Genomic DNA, 20,008 nt, shown 5'->3' on the forward strand with positions numbered 1-20,008 from the left:
GTTCACTCCCATCCGCCGAGGTACTGCGGGTAGACGCAAGCAGCGAACTGAACGCGCCATGGATCGGCAGGGGTGATGCCTTCTTCCTCGAAGCATTCGCTATCCAGTTGAGCGTCGGTCCACTCCGTCACGTCGAGCAGGTTGAAGGTGTCGGAGTCGTATCCGCAGAAGGCGCACAGCAGCTTGATGGCCTGCTCCGGGGTGTGAGCGGCAACCAGGTCGTAGTCGCCCACCTGGAAGCACTTCAGGGGTGGGGCGTTGTGTGCGAGCGGGTGCTCGTAGCTGACGGTGAAGCCGGCGGCATTGCGGTGTCCGCCGCCACCGTAGAGCTTGGCGATGGCAGACACGTCCAGGCCATCGGTTTCACTGCGCAGCGAGAAGGTACGGCCGGCGGGCGTATCCCAGTAGCAGGCCGCGAAGGGCTCGCCCTGGGCCATCACGTGGCCGGCGTCACTGGAGTGGATGTAGGGCAGGTTGGCCGCCGGCACGTCGTAGCCGCCGATCGTCATGCGGCGACGGAGGGCTTTGAGCAGTTCCGCGATGTCCTTGTGGTGTTTCCGCTCGATGGCGATACCGTCGGAGCGAAGTTGCTCGGCGGGCGTGGCTGCCAGTTGGTCCCACACCTCGAAGTCGTAGGGGTAGCTGAAGACGTTGGCCTGTACCTCCCGCGTCCCTTCCAGCTTGAAGCGCCAGAGGTCGCGGTCCTCGATGTGATTGATCAAGTCGGGGCGAGGCTGTCCGGGGAAGAAGAAGTCCCAAGTCAGGCCGGCACCGCTGCGCTCCATGTCGAAGCAGGTGGAGATGGCGCGTCCGCTATGTGCCCAGCTTGAGGCGTCTGCGACCTGTGGGAGCCCGGCAAGTGCCTCGGCGGCGGTCTTGTGGTGATCGATAACCAGGACGCGCTTGGCGATTTCGGCCATCTGTAGCAGTTGGTCCCGTGAGTAGGAGAAGTCAACCAGCACAACTACACGGCCTGCTACGTCCGGCATCGGCTCGCCATAACGGGCGGGATGGAATTCAGCGTGCGGCATCGCCTTCCGAACGACCCAGGCGGCGCCGAAGCCATCCGCGCAGCTCGCGTGGTAGATGCAGAGCGGCGGGCGGTACACGTGCTGCATGGCTTCGTTGTAGGTCATGAAAGTAAGCCATTTCTCGCCAGGCCAGGGGCGTGAGTTCGGCGCGGCGTTGGTCAGGATCAGCGTGTTTTCCAGCGGCAATTCATCCCCGATCTGCCAGTTGTCGACGATCTTGGTTAGATCTAGCGCACCGGCGATCAGAGTCGCGTTGCGAGTCTTTCCGCAGCCCTGCGGGCCGCATACCAGAACGCTCTTCATGCTGCGTCCTCCTGTGCGTCATCCGCAGCCAGCACGGCCCGGATGCGGCCTGCCATCTGGCTGGCAGAATCAGCGGCACGCAGCGCCTGGGCTTGGTGGGTGGTTGCGCCGATGCGCTGGGCGGTGTTTGCGGTGACCTGGAGCTGGCCGCTGATCTTCATCAGCTCGACTGCGTCCTTTTCGGTGAAGGGGCTCGTACGGCGCGCGTAGAAGGCGATGCGTTTGTCGCAGTCCTGGATCAGGCGCTCGCGCTCGAGCTGGTGCTCGGCATCGGCCAGGCGATGGCGGGCGCGGAGCAGGGCCAGGTCCTCGTGTAGCGCGTTGATGTGGGCCAGCTGGCTGCGCTTGCCGTCCTCGAAGCCTTGGCTGTAGCCGGCGGCGTGGCTGTTACGGGTAGTCCGCCAGGCGATCAGCAGGGCAACGCCGAAGGCGATGGCCAGGCCGAGCATAATCAGGTGATAAGTGGTGTTCTGCATGTGCTGTGTCCTCGTCAGGGCCCGCCGCCGGAAGAGCTGGTAGAGGCCGGCGGCGGGGTGCTGCGTGGGTAGGGTTATTCGCCGACTTTGAAGGTGCCGATGGTCAGGTCGGTGGAGGTGATGTCGGCGGACAGCAGGTCCTTGAACTCCTGCGCAATCTCCTCGCGTACCTGCTGCTCAGCCACCCAGCGCGGCTTGATCACTGGCTTGGCTTCGCCGGTCAGCACCGACAGGCGCAGGACGAAGTTGCGCAGCGGCAGGCCGTCGTACGGCTGGCAGGTGAAGATGAGCGAGCCGGGGAGGGTGTCCTGGCTGGCGGCCTCGATCTGGTCCATGGCGCTGCGCGAGGCGTTGAAGTTGCCCTCGACGGTGGTCCGCTCGGAGCTGGCCTTGATGGTGATGTTGCGAACGGCGGCGATGGCCTGGACCAGGTTCATTTCCTGATCGTCCGGGGTGACCGCCTTCAGGAAATCACGCCAATCTTCCATCCACTCGGCCAGGTCCTTCTGCGACAGGCGCTGACCGGCGATGGCCTGCAGGGCGGCGTAGGCGGCAGTCGGCTGCAGAGTCAGGGTGGCGATGTCGTCGCCGTGGCCGGCCTGGCTGGTGTCGCCCAGGTTGAAGATCACGCGGCAGGACATGCTGTCCTTGTCGACGAAGCCGCGAGTCTCCTCGTTAGCGCGCTCATTCACGTAGGTGACGAAGTCCGCCAACGAGGAGGTGGTCAGGGCGCCGCGGAAGCGGTTGCGGTGCGCTTCTAGCTTCTCCAGGTTCTGGAGCTTGAAGCCTTCCGGGACGACCGCCATGGCCCCGGCCGAGCCGGTGACGCGGACGTTGGCGGCAGCGACGGCGTTGGCGAGGACCAGTTGCAGTGCTTCTTTCATGTGCTGTGTTCCTTGATGTGGTAGAGGTTGAGGGCGGACGAGTTAGGCGTCCTGAGGGATGACCGGGGTCTGCTCGCGGTTGAAGAGCTGGGCGGTCGGATTCGTCTGGAACAACTCAAGGCCGTTCGGGGTGACGTACATCGGGGTGTCGAGTGCGGTGTCTTCGCTGCGGCTGCCGCGCTTGGTGGGCACCTTGTAGTCGAGCTTGTGGCTGATCTTCACCTGATTGGATTCGCCAATCTGGCTGAACTCCAGGGTGATCACGACCTTGCCTTTCTTGCTGAACTCGACCACGCCGGCGCCGACATCAGAGAGCGCGGTGCCGATCTGGTTGGCGAAGACGCCCGCATTCAGCGAGCCGAAGAAGTCGTTCACGTCGGTCTTTTTCATGTGCTGTGCCTCGTTGGTGGTGGTTGGTGTTCCCCAGGGCGCTCTCGGTGGAAAGCGTCCTGGGGAAGGCCCGTCTCCAGGCCTTCGTGCCTCACGTAAGCCGCCTTATGTGAGAGCTGGTCGGCTCGGCCGGAATGGGTCTGGCCTGCCCAGGGTTCTCGGTTACATGGCTGCCACTCCTCCCTATTGATCCACCCGGGTGCGCCGGGACGCTTTTCTTCAAGCTGCTTGCGTGGACTGCGAGTCAAGGAACTCGGCCAGGTCCTGCAGGTACACCACCGGCTTTTCCCGGCGGGACTTGGTGAGCTTGCGAATGGTCAGCGCGACCTCGCCGCTCTCGATCAGTGCGCGCAGGCGCTTATCCGTCTTGATGTGCTGGAAGTAGGTCGTGCGAACCTCCGACAGCGAGAGCGTGGCAGTGCCCCACTGCTTGAACAGTTGCTCCAGGGTGGTCATCGGGCCTCCTTGGTCCAGGGGGTGGAGGCAAGTTTCGCTGCACGCAGCTCGGCCAGGCGGTGCTTCATTGCGTTGGTGATCAGGTCGAAGTAGCGCGAGGACTCCCGGGCGTCGATGACCTCTAGGGCCAGTGCCATCTGCGCAGCGGTGTCCGCCATGCGGGCGGCGACCGGCACTGCGTCTTGGTGCGCCGCCAGCCGGGTGGCCATGGCCAGCCGGGTCAGTTGGTGGATGGCCTCCCGATTCAAGCTGATACCTCCCCGCACCCCACGGGCAGGCGGGCCGACACCAGGGCGACGAGGCCCTCGATGCTCTTGCCGATGCCGCGGGCGGCGATGTTTCCGGCCTCGTCAGTGATGACGGCACCGAAGGGGCGCTCCGCATCGGTAGTGAGCGTGACGTGCGGCAGCCAGCCGCGCGGGGTAGCGGCGAGCAGGGCGGTGTAGAGCTGTCCCAGTTGAGCGGCCTCCTTGGGCAGGCCAGCGAGGCGTTCGATGCACTCGACAGCCGCGCTCTGTAGGACTTCTGCCGGGTAGGCAGTGGGCGCAGCGAAGTGCATACCGACCAGCTTGAGGGTGCCGACAGCGTCGGCGATAGGGTTCGGAGTCTGGTTCATGCCACGTCGTCCTTGTGCTGGGTGACGGTGATGTCCACACCGAGGCGCTTGGCCAGCCAGGCGACGCCGGCCTCGGTGACCATCACGACGCTGTAGTGGGTGTACATGCCGAGGCGCGGATTCCAGCGCGAGCGCGGGTCCATGAACAGGTTCCCTGCGCCGATGTGCTTGGCCGCGAGGGTGCCGTCGTGGTTCAGGTCCTTGTGCTGGCGGAGGAAGCCGCGCAGGGCACGCTCAGTGACACCGAGGGCGGCAGCTGCGTGGCGGATGTCCCGATTCATGACAACTGCCTCAGCCGTCGATCAGCTTGGAGAGCCAGCGCATAGCCTCTTGGGGCTCGTAGTTGGCAATTGCGACAAGGCAGGCGCCTACTGGGTAGCACTCGTGAGCAGCGATTCGGCTGGCCAGCGTATTAGCGTCCAGATCGCCAATGCTGATGCCGACGAGGTCGCTCCGTTCGAGTTCGCGGGTCAGGTACCACTGCGCTTTCAGCAGATCCTCGTGGCCGTTCTTGGCGCGATGCCGGAACACATACTTGAAGGCATTGCCCAGGTTAAAAGACAGGCGCTCGGTGACCTGGATGCACTCCACGCCAGAGGGATGGCCGCTGTAGTGCGGCGGGTGGTTGACCATATCGGCGTCTTCACCGGAATGGTTGTCGTCAACAGAGCCCGCTTGAATGGCGTTCCAGCAGTCTGCCGCAGCGGCTTCACTGGCACAGTCCATGATGGTCTGGCAGTCGTTATGCCGGCATTTGGCTCCGTGGAGGAAGCGCGTGCCAGGCCCGGGGGCGCAGTAGTCGAAGCCAATCGCCGCGCCCTTGCACTTCCAGCAGGGGAGCAGGGTGTGTCCAGCGGCGACCGTCTCGGCAGGCGCCGCGGCGGTATCCAGGGTGCCGTTGGCGATGGCCTCGACGAACTCTGCAAGATGCCGGGCATTGGCGCTGTCGCGCGTCTGCAGGGTCAGGCTGTTGGTCGTGTTGCCGATGATGACCACGGCCTCCATCTGCGCGCCGGCCTGCTCGATACAAACGGCCGCATGAATGCTGGCGGCTGGGCGGCTCAACAGAATCGACGCGCTGCCGCCGTTGTTTGCGATGTCTTGCAGGGCGGCAGCGGCCATGGGGGTTAGGGCGTAGGCAGTCACGCGGCACCTCCCCACGGACCGGAGTCAGCGTCCGTGCTGTGGTCAACAGGGCGCGGCTGAATGAGGCTGGCGCGCTGGGAAGTGCCTACGATCACCAGCAGTCCGGTGCGGGCTTGGATGGCCTCGACGGATTCGCGGCTGGTGGCCGCAGCCGGATGCAGATACACCGGGCAGCGGGCTTTGGGCATGTGCTGTGTCGATTGCATGTCTCGTACTCCAAGGGTAGAGGTGGGTACGAGATAAAAATTAGCCTGGCAGATTTTTTCGGTCAATAGTCTGGCTAATAAATATTTGTTGGGGCGCTTTTCTTGGCCAATAAAAAGCCCGCGATAGGCGGGCTCTAGGTCAGAAGTCGACGATTTTTCGCCGGATTCTCCCGCAGATTATCCATTCCTCGGACATGCGAATAATCCGGTCGGGCCATGAGGGATTTGTTGCTAGCAGGTATGCCTCGCCGCCCTCAATCTGCAGGCGCTTCAGCGTAACGTGCTGATCGCTGGTGCGTTTAGCCAGGATGAAATCGTTGTGCTTGGTTTCTTGGTCGGGATCGACCACCACCTTATCTCCGGGGAAGAAGTCAGGGATCATGCTGATGCCTTCAACCCGCACGATAAAGGCGTGAGGTCCAGCTGGACCCCCTGCTTCTACCCATTCCTCTGCGTCGCCAGGCTGGAATATGTCCACCGCCTCGCAGAACGCCCCGGCTTGAACATAGCCAATCACTGGCAACAGCCTCCCTGCTGGTCCTATTACTGTATCCGACTCAGGCGTCGAACCTCTGCTCACAGCCTGATAGATGGGCGCAAGGCGAGGGCTGACTTTGTGTGGCTCGAAGTGGAGAGCGCCTGCGAACTTCAGGAGCGCCTCTAGGTTGAGTTCCATCGAGCCATTCAGGTACTGGCTGACTGTGCCCTGTGAGGACCAGCCGCATTCCTCGGCAAGAGTGGCCTGCGTCAGCTTTCCCTTCGATCCGGCCTTCGCTGCCTGATAGATGGATTTGAGCCTGGCGGCTTCATCTTTGACGTGTGGGGGGAGTTCGTTGCTCATGCGGTTGATCATATTAGGCTCGCCAATATGTTCAAAATCGCTGGACGAATATTTTGCTTGCCTCAAATAATTGCCCTGCCTAATATTTCGAGGCATGGCTTTACCGAGGACTACGTCGATGACTGAGGACATTGGAGTTCCCTTCCGCGCCTTCGCCGAGGGCAAGGGGCAATCCGAGATAGCGGCGCTGATCGGCGTCACGCAGGGCTCGGTATCGCAGATGCTCAATTCCGACCGCTCAATCTGGGTTCGCCAGATGCCGGATGGGAGTTTCAAAGCTTACGAGCTGCGCGAAGTCGGCCGGCGACAACGGTCGGCACGAGCCGCTTGAAGTGCCGGCGCGGGGCTCTGAACCCCCGCGCCGGCGGGTGCCGGATAGGGCCTCTACTCCCTGGCCGGCTTACGACGACACAGCACATGCATCGGTCGTGGCCATAGAGTAGGTCCAACCCTGCTCGATGGCTACACCGTAAAGGGAGCATTTACGGTTATGAGCCGGAAAGACCTGCTACCGGACGCTGGTCCGGTGTTCGATCTCCGCCAGGCGCTTTACCGCGCCGGGCGCGACTACAGGGGAGGCTTGACCTCCCTGGCCCACGACATGGTCCTGCCCTACGAGGATCTCCAGAAGAAACTCAAGCTCGACGAGGAACGCCGGTGGCTGAACCCCGACGAGCTGGAGGACATCATTCGCCTGACACGGGACCCGCGCTTGCTGGACTCCCTTGTGCGGCCTGCCGGGGCGGTCTGGTACGCGCCGGAGGCAGTCGAGGCGACCGGATCGGCGCTGAAGGCCGTGGGCGAGCTGCTGCAGCGAGAGGGCGAGTTCGTCGCCAGCCTGCAGAAGGGTGCCGACGACAACAAGTGGGAGCCCCACGAGGTCAGCGACCTGGAGTACCACGGTGCAAACGTGATCCGTGCGGTGCTGGGCATCATGGCCGGCGCGCGCCAGTCCATGGAGAAACTGTTGGAGGGCCGGGCAAATGGCTGATGTCCTCGAGCAAGCCGCGGAAGCGGAAGAGAACCGCCGCCAGGGCCTGCTGGCCCGCCGGCAACGCCCAGCGCCGGCATACAGCATCAGCGCGACCCACTGCGAAAAGTGTGGTGAGGCGATTCCACCGGCGCGGCGCTTGGCGGTGCCCGGATGCGAGTGCTGCGATGAGTGTCAAAGCCTACTGGAGAGGGTCAATGCTTAAGATCGCCGGCTTGATTCTCCAAGATCGTTCTCAATTCCTGGAGGTAGTAGTCCATGTTGGGCAAGTGCTCTTCAGTAAGGGATCTGTATGCCCTACCAAATGCTTCATGCCGCTGGGGCCAGCATTCGACCGCAGCCGCAATGCACTCACTTGCAAGAGTGAACGAGTCACTCAAGCTGAGTGCGAAGCTAAGTGTCTCGGTGCCAGGGAGTTCAAGGTAGGGAAATGCAGAGAAGGTTCTTGTAAGAGCATCGAACGAAGACCGCTGGTAGCCAGAAACCGTGTAGAACGCGACGAGCTCAGGCTGCTCCGATCCCAGATGACTGTCGCTTGTTCGCACCAGTTCACCAGCGTGCTCGCCGAGCGCGATGAAGGTTTTGAGGCGTTGAGTTTCGTTTCTTCGGTGCTCAGTGGTGGCCAGAGTTCTCTGGGCTCGGTTTTGGTAAGAAGCGACGCAGATTGCGCCAATCAGGGAAATGATCACCCCGATTGCCTGGAACCAACCGGCAGTTCCTGGATGTTGCTCGAACCAGCAGATAAGAGCCTGCACTTCATCACCTCCATGCGGATCAGTGTGAGCGCTATGTTGCCTGCTTCTAGAGTGTTGTGGGAGTGCGGCGCATGACCCAGGCAGGGAACACCACTCCGATTGCCGCCTGGGCGCGGCGCTACATCGAAGTGTTCGGCCTGGCCCTGGTGGACATCGAGCCCGGCGACAAGATCCCGCGGGGGAAGGGCTGGCAGCGCCCGGGTGGGCAGCTCACCGACCCCGCCAAGGCTGAAGCCTTCTGGACTAAGAACCCGAAGCACAACCTGGGGGTCGTGCTCGGGCCAAGCCGCGTCTGTTCGCTGGACGTCGATGACGTGCCTTCTACCCGAAAGGTGTTGTGGGATCTGCTCGGACTCGACCTCGATGCGCTACCGGTCTCCTACCCGACTGTGGTGGGCAACCCGGAGCGCTTCCGCGTGATGTTCCGCCTGCCGGAAGGCGTCGAGCTAAGCCGGCATTCGCTGAGCTGGCCCAACGAGAACGACCCGGATGGCTCCAAGTTCAAGTTGGCCCAGGCTGCGATCCTGGCTGCCAAAGAGAAGGGCGACACGGAGCATCAGGCGAAGATGCAGGCGCTGGCAGATAGCCTGAAGCGCTTCACCGTCTTCGAGCTGCGGGCTGGCTTGGTGCAGGACCTTCTGCCGCCATCCATTCACCCGGGCACCGGCAAGCCCTATACCTGGCGGACGCCTCCGTCGGGAGATGGCTTGCCAGTGCTACCGAATGACCTCCTGAACATCTGGAACAACTGGGACATCTTCAAGCGGGACGCCGAGGCGGCCTGCCCGTGGGCGCCCAAGGCTGCGGCCCCGAAGAAGGCTGCGAAGCCGAAGCCCAAGGCGCCGGCCGGTAGCTCGCGCTCGGTGATCGATGCCTTCAACCAGGCGCACGACGTCGAGTCGCTGCTGGCTGCCCATGGCTACATCAAGCGCGGTGCGAAGTGGCTTTGCCCGCAGAGCAGCACCGGCCTACCGGGCGTGACGATCAGCGATGACGGTCGCGTGTACTCGCACCACGGCTCCGATCCGCTGGCCAACGGGCACCAGAACGATGCCTTCGACGTGTACTGCCTGCTCGAGCACAACGGCAACCAGGGTGATGCGGTGAAGGCGGCGGCGCGCATGCTGGGCATCGAGCGCGAGCCGAAGCGCGAGGAGCCCCCGCCTGAGGGGTTCCCTCGCGTGGCCGTCCAGCAACCCCCTGAGTCCCAGGCGGTGACGGAAGAACCGGAGGACTCTCTTCCCTGCGCCCCTTCTCTTGAGTGCGGCCCGGCTGCTGCCGAGCTGGCCGGCGCTCCCACTCCGGGGGGCGCGGGGGGCTTCCGCATCAGCGAGCAGGAGCTGCTGCAGGACTTCGTCGTCATCTACGGGACGGACACCGCCTGGGACCGTAAGCGGGCGCGGCTGATCAAACTCTCCGCAATCCGGGAGGCTGTAGGGCGCACCCGCTACAAGTGGTGGCAGGAAAGCGAGCACCGGCAGATGGCCCAGGACGTGGTGTTCGATCCGACCGAGCGATGCGATCCGGTGATGCTCAACCTGTACGACGGGTTCAAGGTTACACCCGATCCTCGGGGGGCGGACGGCTGCGTGCTGATCCGCAAGCACCTGGGCCTGCTGTGCAACAACCGCGCTGATGAGTACCTGTTCCTGTTGAAGTGGATCGCCTACCCGCTCCAGTACCCCGGCGCGAAGATGGCCACGGCTGTGGTGATGTTCGGGGCGGAGGGCCCAGGCAAGAGCTTGCTGTGGGAGCAGGTCGTCCGGCGGATCTACGGCGAGTACGGCACGACCATCGGTCAGGCCCAGTTGGAAAGCCAGTTCACCGGCTGGCAGAGCCGCAAGCTGTTCGCTCTGGCCGAGGAGGTTGTCAGCCGCGAGGAGATGAGGCACTACAAGGGCGTGCTGAAGCACCTGGTAACTGGCGAGACGTTGCAAATCAACGAGAAGAACATGCCGGTGCGGGAGGAGGCCAACCACCTCAACTTCGTCTTCCTCTCCAACTCGACGGTGCCTATGGCGCTGGACGATGGTGATCGGCGCTACCTGGTGTTGTACGTCGACCGAGTGCCGGCGGCGGGCTACTTCCAGGCGCTGGTGGGCGAGATCGAGAGTGGCGGCATCGAGTCCTTCTACCACTACCTCATGAACCTGGATCTCACGGGGTTCGGCCCGCACAGCAAGCCCCCGCTAAACGACGAGAAGCAGGCGTTGATCGACGGTAGCCTGGCGGCCCCGCGGTATTTCGTGCGGCGTTGGATGGCCGGTGAGACCGAGTTCCCGGTGACGGGGGCGGTGACACAGGCAGATCTGTGGCAGTCCTTCTGCCGATGGTGCGATGGGGCCAACGAGTTCAAGCGACGAGAGCGGGACTTTCTGCAGGAGGCGGCGCGGGACCTGCTCCGCGAGCGGCCCGACATCCGTTACCCGACTGACCGAGATGACTTCAGGACGGCGCGGATCTTCGTGACACCGGAGTTCGCGGCGCGCAAGGCAGAACTGGGGCGCAATTGGGCGGCCGAGGCGGGGAAGGAATGCCGGAAGTTCGGTACCCACTTCAATCGAAGATCGATCCCTGCCCCGGGAGAGCTGGACTGATGATTCCGACATTCCGACAGTATTCCGACAGCATCCCGACGGGCGCTGCGCCTAGTGTCGCTAGGTTTCCGACATTCCGACAGACTTTTTGAGGTTTTCTCACGTGCGCGTGTACGCGCGCATACACCCGTGAGGCTTTTTAAAATTACCCGTCGGATTGTCGGAATAAGAGTTAAGTAACTGTTTTTATTTGAAAAATAATTCCGACAGTATTCCGACAGTTGTTCCGACGTTCCGACAGTTGAAGGGGAGAAAAGAGAAATGGCGGTGTATGAGTTCAAGAACGGCCAGTTCCAGCACCTGGCAGCGTCGATGGACGACTTCGAGGGCACCTTCAGAGGCTTTGAGGGGGCGGTAAGCGAATTCGCCGCGCAGAAGGGTATGCAGTACCACGACGATGTAGCTGGCGTGTACGACCTGTATCTGCGCAACCCTGAGAAGAGAGTGTTCAGCCGACTGCGTGACTACCGCTGGTGGTTCCGTGTATCCGACGGTGCCTTTATGGTCGACGACGTTCTGGTGCCGGACAGCCTTCCCGATTACCTCGCCTTCATGGGGATGCTCCAGCCGCTGGTTACCCGAGCTGCAGAGCTTGCTCGAGAAGTAGAGGAGAGCACCCGATGATCGGGGAAATCGAAGTGCTGATGCGCCATTGGGGCGAGCAGATGAGCGCCGCCAGTTCGGCCGGTGGGTTGCCCAGCACCATGGGGACCATCATGGAATACGGCGGCTGTGCCCCTCGCGGCGGTGTCTACGGCGCCAAGCTGCTGGTGGCCGGCGCGGGGCCCGACTACGTGGCAGCAGAGGTGGTGGCTGCACTGGGGGCGGTGGAGCGCGGGCAGGGCGGCGTCCAGTTGTGCCGGCTGGCGTTGGTGCGCTACGTGAACCCCCACGGCCTCACCCTGGACGAGCAGGTGCGTGTACTGGAACTGGGTGTCGGTGCCGCAGGCCGGCGGTGTTACTTCCGCCTCGTGCAGCGCCTACATGAGCTGGTGGAGGTCGAGCTGAAGGTGCGCCAGGCGCGGCTGCGGACACAGCGAAAGGAGGCCGGACGCGAGGGCGACAAGATGCGTCGGGCCGCCCATGAGCAGGCCAAACGGGCGCACGCGGCTCGTGGCAACGAGCTATTTCGCGGCGACGGCTCATGACCGTTCGTCGGGCCATAAGGCGCCGATCAGCTCCGTAGGAGTTCCGATCAGCTCCGAAGCGGAAGAACCGAAAACAGGGGGTTTTCGGTTTGTCACTCGAAGGGTAAAAAGTCGCCACGATGTTCGAGGTCTGCGTAGCCGGCCCGAATCAACCGATGCACGTGCTGTGCAGCTCGCCCCGGCGCCTCCCCGGCCCGGGTCACCCCGAAAGCCCCTCCTCGGAGGGGCTTTCCTTTTCAGCTATCTCCTTTTGCAAATCCTTGTATGCCTTGATGCCTATGACGACTAGGACCATCAAAAGGCTGCCGTACATGACGAGGTTGAAGAAGTGCAGAAACAGCATCACCACCTCATGTCGCGTGGCTGGTCCTTGGCCGCCATCAAAGCGGACGAATGCATAGACCGAACTGGTCATGACAGAGATTGGAATGCAAAAGACAAGGACGAGAGATAACCACCCAAATGCTCTTTTGGTCCAGTTAAAGACCTTCCAAAGGAACGCCTTCATGTCGCTTCGGCCTTCTCTGCTCATTTGGAAGACCGATATCAAAAGGGCTCCGATTGAGCAGGCAAGGGTTAAGTACTCCATGCGGTTTTCCTCCATGTATTTCCGGTCATGGTACCTGATGGTTCTATGGAGAAATAACTCGCCCACTAGAGGTGAATGATGACGAGCGAACAGCAGGCGATGGCAGATATGCCTTTGTGGGTCTTGATCCTGGGCGCAGCTGCGGGCGGAATCAGTGGTGAAATGTGGCGAGCGGACAAGGCGGGGCTCGGTGGTTGGGTGCTGCTGAAGCGCCTGGCCCTGCGTTCGGGCGCCTCAATCATCTGTGGTGTGGCAGTGATGTTTCTCATCATCGCTTGCGGCGGGCCGCTGCTGCTCGCCGCCGCCATCGGCAGCCTGACAGCGGCCGCCGGTGCGGAGGTGGCGGTCGGGCTGTATGAGCGTTGGGCGGCGAAGAAGCTCGGCGTGTGCGAGGTGCCTGGCCAGCAGCCCGGCTCGGAATGAAGGGCAGCATCTCGGCTGCGGACCTGGACGATGCTGTTGCCACGCTGGCCGGCCTTGGCGGTGATCTGCCCAACCGGGTGCTCGCCGACGCGATGAACCACACGGCGAATCAGGCCAACCAGGCGCTGCTCTCGGAAATCGATGCGGTCTTCGACCAACCCACGCCGTTCACGCAGAACGCGATTCGCATTCTGAACGCCACGCCGAGCCGCCTTGAGGCATCGCTGTGGGTCAAGGACGAGAAGAGCAACAACTCGAAGGGACAGGCACCGGAAGATTGGGTCGCCCCCCAGGTGTTTGGCGGCCCCCGCGTCGACAAGGCGTCGGAGCGCAACCTGCGCGCCAAGGGTATCCTGCCTGCAGGTCTGTTCATCGTGCCGGCTGAAGGCGCCAGGCTGGACCAGTACGGCAACATGAGCCGGGGCCAGATGATCCAGATTCTGTCCGGGCTCGGGGCGCTTGAGTCCCGGGCAGGTTTCAAGGGCAACGCCACGCAGAGCGCCAGGTCGCTGGCCAAGGGGCATCAGCAGGCGTACTTCGTGATGCGACGCGGCAAGGTGCCCATCGGCATCGGCGAGCGGCGTGACAAGACCTTGGTCATGGTCCTCGCCTTCGTCCGCCAGCCGCAGTACCGCGAGCGCTTCAAGTTCTTCGACGTGGTGCGCCGCATTGCCGAGGATGATGCCCGGCTCGAAGCCAACATCGAGCAAGCCCTTGCCAAAGCCAGGCTTGGCGATACGCCCAGCAGCTTCAGGCGGGGCGGTCGCTGACCTGGCCGAAAATCTTATTCGGGGGTGTGTGACGTGCCACAGAAACAGCTGGAAGGCTGTCGCGTGGGATGTGGCGTGCTACAGAAACCTATCCGGGGGCCCCTGGTGAGCCCGACCCAGCAAGGGTAATTCGAACCTCGTTTTCGCGTTAGTGGCTGGGCCTGGAAGTTAGTTAACAGGGGTTAATCGGGTTAACCCTCGGGGTTCATTGCGGTTAACAGGTGTCCTTCATGACGATCATGACCAAGGCTGAATACGCAGACAGCCGTGGCTGGTCGCGCCCCTACGTTTCCAAGCTGGTGAAGCAAGGCAAGCTGGTGGTCACTGTAGACGGCAAGGTCGACGTCGAGGCGAGCGACCAGCTGCTAGCCGTCAGCGCCGACCCCAGCAAGGCCGGTGTCACCGAGCGGCACCATAAGGATCGGGTTGAGAAGGGGGTGTATGCGCACCTCGTACCGACTGCAGCGCCAAGTCCGCCTCTTGCTTCTGCTGCCGCTGCACCAGGTGCCGGCCCGGACTACCAGAAGGCCCGTGCCCGCCGTGAATACGCTCTGGCCCTGCTGGCCGAGGACGAGCACCGGAAGAGTCGTGGTGAGCTGGTAGAACGGGATCGAGTGGATTCCGCAGCCTTCACTGCTGCGCGCGCCCTGCGCGATCTGCTGATGGGTGTGCCGCCCAAGTTGGCGGGCGAACTGGTGACCTTGACCGACGTGTGGGAGATCGAGCGGCGCCTGACCGAGGCGCTGCGTCGGGCCCTGGAAGATGCCGACCGGCTGCTGCAGCTCAATGCCGAGGTGGAGCAGGCCGGCAAGGAGCCGTATTGAGCCATGGAACAACCCTATGTCGACGGGGCCGCCGTGTACCTGGCGGCATATCGCCGAGGCCTGAAGCCTGATCCCGAGCTGTGGATCGATGAGTGGGCCGACGCCTACCAGATGATTCCGGCTGATACCGGCGCCGCTGAGCCTGGCAAATACCACACTGATCGCACCCCCTACGCCCGCGAGCCGCAGCGCTGCCTATCTCCGGTTCACCCTGCTCGCCGGGTGGTCACCATGATCGCCTCGCAGCTGATGAAGACCCAGGTGGCGCTCAACTGGATCGGCGGCTGCATCCACATGGCACCGGCCAACATCCTGGCTCTGCTGCCTAGCGAGAAGTTGAGCAAGCGTGTCTCCGGCCGGATCGACAAGACGATCAAGGCCGTGCCGGTACTGACCGAGCGGGTAGCGAAGTCCCGCTCGCGCGATGCTCGGAACACCATCGACACCAAGGAGTTCGAGGGCGGCGCCTTGTACTGCGCCACGGCCGGCTCGGCCTCAAACCTCGCGGAGCTGTCGGCCCGCTATGTGTACGGCGACGAAATCGATCGCTGGGAGCAGGACGTCGACAGCGAGGGCGACCCGGTGAAGCTGGCAGAGGCCCGCGGCTCGACCTTTGGCCGCCGGGCGAAGTTCTACTACTCCAGCTCGCCGACGGTGAAAGGGGTGTCGCGGATTGCCGACTTGTTCGAGCAGGGCGACCAGCGTCATTACTACGTACCCTGCCCACACTGCGGCACGATGCAGGTCCTGGAATGGGAAGGGCTCAAGTACACCGAGGACTACAGGTTGGTCCAGTACCAGTGCTGCACCCCGGGGTGCGCGCTGATCGAGGAGCACCACAAGGGCGACATGCTGGCGGCGGGGGAGTGGCGAGCGCATGCGAAGGGCGACGGCGAAACCGTCAGCTTCACGCTTAACGCGCTCTACGCTCCGCCGGGCTGGTTGAGCTGGACGGACATGGCCAAGGAGTACGACGAGGCCAAGAAGCTGCAGGAGAAGGGCGATCCCGGCTCCATGCAGGTGTTCTACAACACCCGCCTGGCCAAGGTGTGGGACAGCGCCGAGGAGATGACCAAGGCGGCCGAACTGCGCAAACGCGCCGAGGCCGAGGGGCACCGCCTGGGCCTGGTGCCGGCCGGCGCACTGATCCTCACTGCTGCGGTGGACACCCAGCACAACCGGCTGGAACTGCTGGTGCTGGGCTGGGGCGAGGGCATGGAGCGCTGGACGGTCGACTTCCAGGTGATCCCTGGCGACCCGGCAGATGAGCGCACCTGGGCGCTGCTCGACGAGAAGTTGAAGGCGCGCTATCGCCACGTCAGTGGCGTTGATCTGTCGATTTGCGCCGTGTGCATCGACTCCGGCGGTCACCACACCGACGAGGTCTACCAGTTCACCCGCGTGCGCCGCTGGCGGAACGTGCTGGCGGTGAAGGGGGCGAGCAAGCGTGGGCGTCCCGTCCTGGCACAGCGTCCGTCGAAGGTTGATGTCACTTGGAAGGGGAATACCGAGAAGCAGGGCGCCGAGCTGTGGATGGTCGGTACCGACACGGCCAAGGACTGGATCTACAACCGCTACCAGTTCGAGGCAGGCCCAGGCGCGTTGCACTTCTCGGCGGATCTGCCGGAGGAGTTCTTTGACCAGTGCGTGGCCGAGCGCAAGGTGGTCCGGTACGTGAAGGGCTTCAAGCGCATCGACTGGGTCAAGGCCAAGTCGGAGCGAAACGAAGCTCTCGACCTCCTGGTGTACAACCTGGCTGCCGCCCAGTTCCTTGGCTTGCATCGCTACCACGAACCGCAGTGGAGCAGCCTGCGCGCCGCAGTCGGACAAGGCAGCCTGTTCGCCGAAAAGGTGCCGACAGCGCCGAGTGCTGTTGATGAGGCGGCCCCCGACGCGCCAGAGGAGCCTGCTCGGCCACAGCCCTCGGCGGCAAGGCCCGCTTCACCGCAACCCCAGTCAACTGGCCGCCGGACCTCGCGCAGCGGGTATCTGAGCCGCCGATAGAGCGAGGTCACCATGAGCACTGCACAGCAGCGCCTGGACGAGGTCCGGGCGGCGATTCGCGACATCCTCAATAAGGGGCAGTCGGTGCGCAAAGGAGACCGCCAGGTCGACCGGGCGCAGTTGGCCAGCCTCCGCGTGTTGGAAGAGCAATACGCCGAGCAGGCCGCCTACGAGGCCGCGGCAACCAGTAAACGGCCGCGGCAGGTGCGGCTCTACAGCAGAGGTAAGGGCATCTGATGGCCACCCGATACCGAATTACCTCGAAGCGGATCCGCAACAGCTACGAAGGCGCCGGCACGGGCCGTCGTGCCGCTGGTTGGGATGCCCCGGAAGCGGCGCTTAATGCGGTTGCCATCCCGGCGCTTCCCACCCTGCGCAAGCGCTCGCGGGCAGCGGTCAGGAATGACCCTTATGCCTTCAGCGCGATCAGCAAGCGGGTGAGCAACCTGATCGGCACCGGTATCACCCCGCGGTCCAGGCTGGAGGACGCTGATCTGCGTGCAACCGTCAACCTGCTGTGGGAGGACTGGGTGGACGAAGCCGACGCCGATGGGCTCACCGACTTCTATGGCCTGCAGGCCATGATCGCGCGCATGGTCGAAGAGTCGGGCGAATGCTTTGTCCGGCTGCGCAACCGGCGCCTGGATGATGGGCTGGCAGTGCCGCTCCAGTTGCAGGTGCTGCCGCCTGACTTCGTGCCCGTCGATCGCAACTTCACGACCCGCAGTGGCAACGTGGTACGCGCCGGGATCGAGTTCAACGGCATCGGCAAGCGAGTGGCGTACTGGATGTGGCAGAACCATCCGGGCGATCCCATCGCCCCGCGGCGCGGCTACAACCAGTTGAACCGCATCCCCGCGGAGCAGGTGCTGCATATTTTCGAGCCGCTGGAGGGCGGCCAGCTGCGTGGCGTGCCACGCCTGGCGCCGGTCCTGCTGCGACTCAAGTCGTTGGACAACTACGACGATGCGGTGCTGTTCCGGCAGGAGGTGTCCAACCTGTTCGCCGGTTTCATCACCCGGCCGGCTCGCGCGGACGGGCCGCCGGTGTTCGACCCGGTGACCGGCCTGCTGCCGACGCAAGATCGGGATGGCGCGCCGATGGTGGGGCTGGAGCCCGGCACCATGCAGGAGCTGCTCGATGGGGAGGAGGTCGTGTTTTCCGACCCGCCGGATGCCGGCAACACCTACGTCGACTTCATGCGACAGCAGCTGATGGCAGCAGCGGTCGGTGTCGACCTGCCCTACGAACTGCTCACCGGCGACATGGGCGACATCAGTGACCGAACGCTCCGGGTGCTGCTCAACGAGTTCCGGCGCCGCATCGAGCAGGCGCAGTTTGGCGTGTACGTGTTCCAACTATGTCGGCCAGTTCGCAATGCCTGGTTCGACACGGCCGTGCTCAGCGGTGTGCTGACGCTGCCGGACTACTCGACTCGGCGCCGCGAGTACCTGCGGACACGGTGGATCCCGCAAGGGTGGGCCTACATCCACCCGGTCCAGGACGTCCAAGGCAAGCTGCTGGAGATCGCCGGCGGCCTGGCCAGTCGGAGCGAGCATGTTCTGCGCACGGGATACGACGCCGAGCAGATCGATCAGGAAAACGCCGACGACAACGCCCGCGCCGAGCGCCTGGGCCTTCACTACACCACCGACACCGGGAACCCGGCGGAAGACAAAGGGGACACTCAACCATGATGAAGTTTCACCACCTGGCCCTTGCGGTCTCGCTGGGCATGCTCGGCGTTTGCACGTCGGCTCAGCCGATCATCCTCAACAAGGCATCGGCCAGCCCGGAGCTGCAGGCTGAACACTGGTACAGCGTCAAGGCGCTGGGCGAGGAAAGCGGCGCGCCGAAGACGATCGAGGTCTACATCTACGGCGAGATCGGATTTTGGGGCATCACCTCGGCCAACTTCATCGAGGACCTGAAGGCCGTCGACGATGGCGTGTCGCCGGTGCTGGTCCATTTCGACACCATTGGCGGCGACCTCTTCGACGGCATCGCCATTCACAACACCCTGCGCGCATTGGGCGAGCGCTGCACGGCACGTATCGATGGTGCCTGCTTTAGCGCGGGAAGCGTAGCGGCCTGCGGCGCGCACCGCGTCGAGATGGCGAACAACGCGCTGTTCATGATTCACAACCCCTGGACCCTCGCGGCCGGTGACGCCGAGGACCTACGCAAGCTGGCCGACATGATGGACAAGGCGGCCGAGGGCATCGTGGCCAGCTACCAGCATCGGCCGCTCACCATTGACGACGCCACGCTGCGCCAGTTGATCAGCGACGAGACCTGGATGACGGCAGCCGAGGCCAAGACCTATGGCTTCGTCGACGAGATCCTCGGGGCTGGGGAGCCCGTGGCGATGAACGCCAGTCTGGGCAAGGTGCTGAACCGCTACCGCAACACTCCCGCAGCGGCTCGTGCCTTGCTGGAAAACCAGGGGCCTGCGCCGGCGGATCCTCCGGCCAACGATCCGCCGGCGGACCCGCCGCTGAGCGCAGAAGCGGCCGAACTCGCCGCCGAGCTGACCGCCGAGTGCGCCAAGGCCGGCCTGGCGGACTGTGCGTCGCACCTGATCAAAGCCTCCGGCCTGAAGAGTCGCGAGGCGGTACATGCCCAACTGGACCGCGCGAAAGCGGTAAAGGCCGTGTGCCTGGTGGCCAATCTGCCGGAAGAGGCCCAGGCGCTGATCGAGTCCGGTGTGGATGCCGACGGCGCCCGCCTGAAGCTGTACGACAAGATCGTCGCCCGCAGCAGCCAGGTGGAAATCCACAACAAGACCCCGCTGGACGACGACCCGATGTCGTCGACCGGCGATTCCCTGAACCCTGGTGACATCTACGCCAGGCGTCGTACCAACGCCTCGAAAGGAGCGCATCAATGACCATCAAGACCGAAGGTATCCACCCCGGCGAGTTCCTCCTTTCGGAGGCCAACGGCACTCGCAGTCGTGAGGTGGTGGTGATCACTGCCGGCTCCGGCCTGCTGCGGGCCGGTACGCTGATCTCGCAGCTGACCGCTGCCAACGCACTTACCCCGACCGCCAAGGCGGGCAACACCGGCAACGGCACCATCGGCTCGGTCGTAGTGACCAGCGCGGCCGCCAGTGGCCCACACGTGCTGACCATCGTCGAGGCCGCGGCAAACGGCGGCGTGTTCGAGGTCTACGACCCGTCCGGCCAGTTCGTTGGCGAGGGCCATGTCGGCCAAGCCTTCATCGGTGGCGGCCTCACCTTCACCCTCGGCGATGGCTCCACCGACTTCGTGGTGGGTGACGGTTTCACGCTCGCGGTGAAGGCCAGCCTGGGCGAGTGGACCGCCTATGACGATGACGGCACCGACGACGGCCGTCGCACTGCCGACGGCATCCTGTATGCATCCGTGGATGCGTCGGTGGTCGACGTGGAGGCTACCGCTGTGCTGCGCGATGCCGAAGTGATCGAGCGCCTGCTGACTGGCCTGGATGTCAACGGCGCGGCCGACCTGGCCGGCCTGGGCATCGTTATCCGCCCCTGATCCTCAACCCGTACTGCACCTTCACCATGAACCCCG

At 63.7% G+C, this 20,008-nt stretch carries 26 protein-coding genes; 14 read left to right on the forward strand and 12 right to left on the reverse strand.

Translation table 11 applies throughout. From position 1 onward, the window contains the following. Window positions 1-2 precede the first annotated feature (2 nt). The 10 genes from BLQ74_RS27535 to BLQ74_RS27630 form a co-directional block, all read right to left on the reverse strand. Window positions 3-1,334 carry a DHH family phosphoesterase gene (locus BLQ74_RS27535; RefSeq protein WP_212633121.1) on the reverse strand — a complete coding sequence of 444 codons (1,332 nt, stop codon included), beginning with the start codon at window positions 1,332-1,334 and terminating at the stop codon, window positions 3-5. Further along, window positions 1,331-1,810: a hypothetical protein gene (locus tag BLQ74_RS03765; RefSeq protein WP_090260988.1), complete on the reverse strand. Its 480-nt coding sequence runs from the start codon at window positions 1,808-1,810 to the stop codon at window positions 1,331-1,333. The genes BLQ74_RS27535 and BLQ74_RS03765 overlap by 4 nt, the downstream gene beginning before the upstream one ends. Before the next feature lie 74 nt (window positions 1,811-1,884). Beyond that, entirely contained in the window at window positions 1,885-2,694 is an 810-nt protein-coding gene (locus BLQ74_RS03770) for a DUF2303 family protein (RefSeq protein ID WP_090260990.1), read from the reverse strand. 42 nt (window positions 2,695-2,736) lie between these two features. Next, window positions 2,737-3,084, reverse strand: coding sequence for a hypothetical protein (locus tag BLQ74_RS03775; protein ID WP_090260992.1), 348 nt, complete (start codon window positions 3,082-3,084; stop codon window positions 2,737-2,739). Window positions 3,085-3,303: 219 nt separating this feature from the next. Next, window positions 3,304-3,540, reverse strand: a complete 237-nt coding sequence (locus BLQ74_RS03780) for a pyocin activator PrtN family protein (protein ID WP_090260995.1) — start codon at window positions 3,538-3,540, stop codon at window positions 3,304-3,306. After that, window positions 3,537-3,788 (reverse strand): hypothetical protein, encoded by a 252-nt coding sequence (locus BLQ74_RS03785; RefSeq protein ID WP_090260997.1) that lies wholly within the window; start codon window positions 3,786-3,788, stop codon window positions 3,537-3,539. The genes BLQ74_RS03780 and BLQ74_RS03785 overlap by 4 nt, the downstream gene beginning before the upstream one ends. Then, the gene (locus tag BLQ74_RS03790; protein WP_090260999.1) at window positions 3,785-4,156 is read right to left on the reverse strand and encodes a hypothetical protein; all 372 of its coding nucleotides are present in this window, start codon (window positions 4,154-4,156) and stop codon (window positions 3,785-3,787) included. Before BLQ74_RS03790 ends, BLQ74_RS03785 begins: the two co-directional genes overlap by 4 nt. Continuing rightward, window positions 4,153-4,437: a hypothetical protein gene (locus BLQ74_RS03795; RefSeq protein WP_090261001.1), complete on the reverse strand. Its 285-nt coding sequence runs from the start codon at window positions 4,435-4,437 to the stop codon at window positions 4,153-4,155. Before BLQ74_RS03795 ends, BLQ74_RS03790 begins: the two co-directional genes overlap by 4 nt. 10 nt (window positions 4,438-4,447) lie before the next feature. Continuing rightward, window positions 4,448-5,302, reverse strand: a complete 855-nt coding sequence (locus tag BLQ74_RS27625) for a DUF3310 domain-containing protein (RefSeq protein WP_244507134.1) — start codon at window positions 5,300-5,302, stop codon at window positions 4,448-4,450. A gap of 345 nt (window positions 5,303-5,647) precedes the next feature. Beyond that, on the reverse strand, window positions 5,648-6,481 hold the full coding sequence (locus tag BLQ74_RS27630; protein WP_244507135.1) for a LexA family protein: 834 nt from the start codon (window positions 6,479-6,481) through the stop codon (window positions 5,648-5,650). On the opposite strand from BLQ74_RS27630, the gene BLQ74_RS26925 reads away from it, so the two are divergent. From BLQ74_RS26925 to BLQ74_RS03820, 3 genes are all read left to right on the forward strand, one after another. After that, on the forward strand, window positions 6,468-6,680 hold the full coding sequence (locus BLQ74_RS26925) for a hypothetical protein (protein ID WP_139199027.1): 213 nt from the start codon (window positions 6,468-6,470) through the stop codon (window positions 6,678-6,680). The two genes, BLQ74_RS27630 and BLQ74_RS26925, sit on opposite strands and share 14 nt — an antisense overlap. Before the next feature lie 159 nt (window positions 6,681-6,839). Then, window positions 6,840-7,340 (forward strand): phage regulatory CII family protein, encoded by a 501-nt coding sequence (locus tag BLQ74_RS03815; RefSeq protein WP_090261005.1) that lies wholly within the window; start codon window positions 6,840-6,842, stop codon window positions 7,338-7,340. Then, window positions 7,333-7,545 carry a TraR/DksA C4-type zinc finger protein gene (locus BLQ74_RS03820; RefSeq protein WP_090261007.1) on the forward strand — a complete coding sequence of 71 codons (213 nt, stop codon included), beginning with the start codon at window positions 7,333-7,335 and terminating at the stop codon, window positions 7,543-7,545. Before BLQ74_RS03815 ends, BLQ74_RS03820 begins: the two co-directional genes overlap by 8 nt. Here the strand turns inward: BLQ74_RS03820 and BLQ74_RS03825 are convergent. Then, window positions 7,535-8,095 (reverse strand): hypothetical protein, encoded by a 561-nt coding sequence (locus tag BLQ74_RS03825; RefSeq protein WP_090261009.1) that lies wholly within the window; start codon window positions 8,093-8,095, stop codon window positions 7,535-7,537. The two genes, BLQ74_RS03820 and BLQ74_RS03825, sit on opposite strands and share 11 nt — an antisense overlap. A gap of 71 nt (window positions 8,096-8,166) precedes the next feature. Here BLQ74_RS03825 and BLQ74_RS03830 point away from each other — a divergent pair, with 71 nt between their 5' ends. From BLQ74_RS03830 to BLQ74_RS03840, 3 genes are all read left to right on the forward strand, one after another. Continuing rightward, window positions 8,167-10,692 carry a bifunctional DNA primase/polymerase gene (locus BLQ74_RS03830; RefSeq protein ID WP_090261011.1) on the forward strand — a complete coding sequence of 842 codons (2,526 nt, stop codon included), beginning with the start codon at window positions 8,167-8,169 and terminating at the stop codon, window positions 10,690-10,692. 267 nt (window positions 10,693-10,959) lie between these two features. Beyond that, window positions 10,960-11,316, forward strand: coding sequence for a hypothetical protein (locus BLQ74_RS03835; protein ID WP_139199028.1), 357 nt, complete (start codon window positions 10,960-10,962; stop codon window positions 11,314-11,316). Further along, window positions 11,313-11,840, forward strand: a complete 528-nt coding sequence (locus BLQ74_RS03840; protein ID WP_090261015.1) for a hypothetical protein — start codon at window positions 11,313-11,315, stop codon at window positions 11,838-11,840. The genes BLQ74_RS03835 and BLQ74_RS03840 overlap by 4 nt, the downstream gene beginning before the upstream one ends. 199 nt (window positions 11,841-12,039) lie before the next feature. Here BLQ74_RS03840 and BLQ74_RS03845 read toward each other — a convergent pair whose 3' ends face one another. After that, window positions 12,040-12,429, reverse strand: coding sequence for a hypothetical protein (locus BLQ74_RS03845; protein ID WP_090261017.1), 390 nt, complete (start codon window positions 12,427-12,429; stop codon window positions 12,040-12,042). A gap of 78 nt (window positions 12,430-12,507) precedes the next feature. Here BLQ74_RS03845 and BLQ74_RS03850 point away from each other — a divergent pair, with 78 nt between their 5' ends. From BLQ74_RS03850 to BLQ74_RS03885, 8 genes are all read left to right on the forward strand, one after another. Further along, window positions 12,508-12,852: a phage holin family protein gene (locus BLQ74_RS03850; RefSeq protein ID WP_090261186.1), complete on the forward strand. Its 345-nt coding sequence runs from the start codon at window positions 12,508-12,510 to the stop codon at window positions 12,850-12,852. Further along, on the forward strand, window positions 12,849-13,622 hold the full coding sequence (locus BLQ74_RS03855; RefSeq protein ID WP_090261019.1) for a hypothetical protein: 774 nt from the start codon (window positions 12,849-12,851) through the stop codon (window positions 13,620-13,622). The genes BLQ74_RS03850 and BLQ74_RS03855 overlap by 4 nt, the downstream gene beginning before the upstream one ends. A gap of 230 nt (window positions 13,623-13,852) precedes the next feature. After that, window positions 13,853-14,446 (forward strand): terminase small subunit, encoded by a 594-nt coding sequence (locus tag BLQ74_RS03860; RefSeq protein ID WP_090261021.1) that lies wholly within the window; start codon window positions 13,853-13,855, stop codon window positions 14,444-14,446. 3 nt (window positions 14,447-14,449) lie between these two features. Then, window positions 14,450-16,450, forward strand: a complete 2,001-nt coding sequence (locus BLQ74_RS03865; protein WP_090261023.1) for a phage terminase large subunit family protein — start codon at window positions 14,450-14,452, stop codon at window positions 16,448-16,450. A 12-nt stretch (window positions 16,451-16,462) separates the two neighbouring features. Then, window positions 16,463-16,687 (forward strand): hypothetical protein, encoded by a 225-nt coding sequence (locus BLQ74_RS03870; RefSeq protein ID WP_090261026.1) that lies wholly within the window; start codon window positions 16,463-16,465, stop codon window positions 16,685-16,687. After that, window positions 16,687-18,147: a phage portal protein gene (locus BLQ74_RS03875; RefSeq protein WP_090261027.1), complete on the forward strand. Its 1,461-nt coding sequence runs from the start codon at window positions 16,687-16,689 to the stop codon at window positions 18,145-18,147. The genes BLQ74_RS03870 and BLQ74_RS03875 overlap by 1 nt, the downstream gene beginning before the upstream one ends. After that, on the forward strand, window positions 18,144-19,340 hold the full coding sequence (locus BLQ74_RS03880; RefSeq protein ID WP_090261029.1) for a head maturation protease, ClpP-related: 1,197 nt from the start codon (window positions 18,144-18,146) through the stop codon (window positions 19,338-19,340). Before BLQ74_RS03875 ends, BLQ74_RS03880 begins: the two co-directional genes overlap by 4 nt. Then, entirely contained in the window at window positions 19,337-19,972 is a 636-nt protein-coding gene (locus BLQ74_RS03885) for a head decoration protein (RefSeq protein ID WP_090261031.1), read from the forward strand. The genes BLQ74_RS03880 and BLQ74_RS03885 overlap by 4 nt, the downstream gene beginning before the upstream one ends. The last annotated feature ends 36 nt before the right edge of the window (window positions 19,973-20,008 follow it).

Source organism: Pseudomonas panipatensis (assembly GCF_900099785.1).
Taxonomy (GTDB): domain Bacteria; phylum Pseudomonadota; class Gammaproteobacteria; order Pseudomonadales; family Pseudomonadaceae; genus Pseudomonas; species Pseudomonas panipatensis.